The 1,870-nt window shown below is 68.5% G+C and carries 1 protein-coding gene; it reads right to left on the bottom strand.

Annotated features, from left to right (window positions below):
• Positions 1 to 1,870 (bottom strand): diguanylate cyclase domain-containing protein (locus tag ACT84W_RS10840; RefSeq protein WP_444329228.1); only part of this gene is annotated, 1,870 nt, incomplete at both ends.

Genomic DNA, 1,870 nt, shown 5'->3' with positions numbered 1-1,870 from the left:
GTCCATGAACTGCCCGGGCGAGGTGACGCTGCCGTCCTTGTGGCGCCAGCGGGCGAGCGCCTCGGCACCGATGATCCGCCCCGTCTCGATCTCCACCTGCGGCTGCAGGTAGAACATGATGCGCCCCTCCGTCACCGCGTACTGGAACTTGGAGAGCAGGAGGTGCTCGCCGCGCTCGCGCGCGTACTCGACCGGCTGGAAGTACTTGACGTGGTTCTCGTAGTCGCGCTTCGCCGCCGTGCAGGCGAAGGTCGCCTTCGAGTACTCGTCGATGCCGATCTCGGCGCGCTCCTCGAGCGGGCAGACGCCCAAAGACGGCGTGAAGCCCACGGAGTCGTCGAACGACGCTATGACCTCGCACAACCGGAGGAACACGTCGTCGATGAGGGTCCACTCGTTGGGGCACAGCAAGGTGAAGTCGTCGTTGCCCCAGAACCCGGCGACGCCGTTGCCCGCGCGCTCGGCCCGCGCGAGGGTCGCGCCCACCGCGGCGAGCAGCTCGTTTCCGCGGCCTTGACCATGCCACTCATTGAAGATGTGCATGTTGCCGATGTCGATCTTCACCAGGCAGCACTTCTGGGATCCCGCTCCCGCGCAGTAGAGGTTCGAGCGGCGGAGGAACTCGTTCGAGCGCCAAAGCCCGGTCAGGGGGTCGATATTCTCCTCGACCGCGACGTCCCCGACGGCGGCGCGGCGCACGGGCAGCTCGCCTTCCTTGCTCTGCGACTCGCACAGGTCGCGCAGGTCGCTCAGCACCGAGAACGTGCCCGCCGAGACGACGCTGTGGTGGCGCGACACCACAACCGCGGGCACGCGGAGCAGCTTGTCTTTGACCTCGAGCGGCGAGAAGAGCCTGTGGCGGATCGCGTCGGCGAGCTCGGAGGTGGTCTTCTGGTCGGCGCCCTCGGCCACGACGCAGAAGCGAGCGCCGCGGTAGCGGAACACCTTCGCGCGCCCGCGCAGCAGCGAGACCAGGCGCGCTGCGGTCTCGGCGAGGATGCCGTCGCCCACGGCGTACCCGTAGACGGAGTTGTAGCGCTCGAAATCCTCGAGCTTGGTCATGATGAGCCCGGCGGACGCGCCCGAGATCCGGCACTCCTCGATGCGCGAGATCAGCGCGCGGACGTCGGGCAGCGCCGAGGAGGGGTCAGCCATGTCGGCGATGCTGTAGTTCGAGATGATGCCGACGAAGAGCGCGGGCTCGTCCTCGCTGCCGTTCAGGCGGTAGCCCCGGATCTCGCACATGGCGTAGCGGCCAGAGGCGTCGCGCATGCGGTACTGGACCGAGCAGCGCTGCGTTCTCCCCTCGCACAGGTCGATGACGTCGGAGAGCCAGGCGTCGCGGTCCTCGGGGTGCGCGAGCCCGGCGAAGACGTCGATCGCGTTCGGGACGTTCTCGCCGGGAAGCGCCAGGTCGCGCACAGCGTTGACCGACCAGCGGCTCTGGTTCGTGGCGATGTCGTGCACAAAGAAGTACCGGCCCTTCATGCACAGCGAGAGCGTCTGGAAGATCCGGTCGTCGAAGATGTCGCCCGCGGTGAGGGCGCGCCCCGCCCCGCCGGTGACCTCGCGGCGCCGGTGCGCGAGCTTGTAGACGTACATGCGGCGGTCGAGGTCGAGGGTGAGCTGGCGGCGCTTGTCTCCGCGGACGGGGTCGATCACGGAGCAGCCGTAGCTGAACGTGAAGGCCAGTGAGCCGTCGGGGCTCTGCTCGTTGGCCATGAGGCCCTCGCGCACCGCCTCGAGGCGGTCGCCGAGCTCGTCGGGGGAGCTGATGGGAGAGACGATGACGAACTCGTCGCCGCCCACGCGATAGAGCTTCTCGCCCTCGTCAGCGCGCAGGCAGTCGCCGAGGTAGTGGGACGCGGTC

The organism is Paratractidigestivibacter sp. (assembly GCF_052362415.1).
GTDB lineage: Bacteria > Actinomycetota > Coriobacteriia > Coriobacteriales > Atopobiaceae > Paratractidigestivibacter.
The sequence above is the reverse complement of the archived record's forward strand: the minus strand, read 5'-3'. Positions and strand labels throughout refer to the sequence as shown.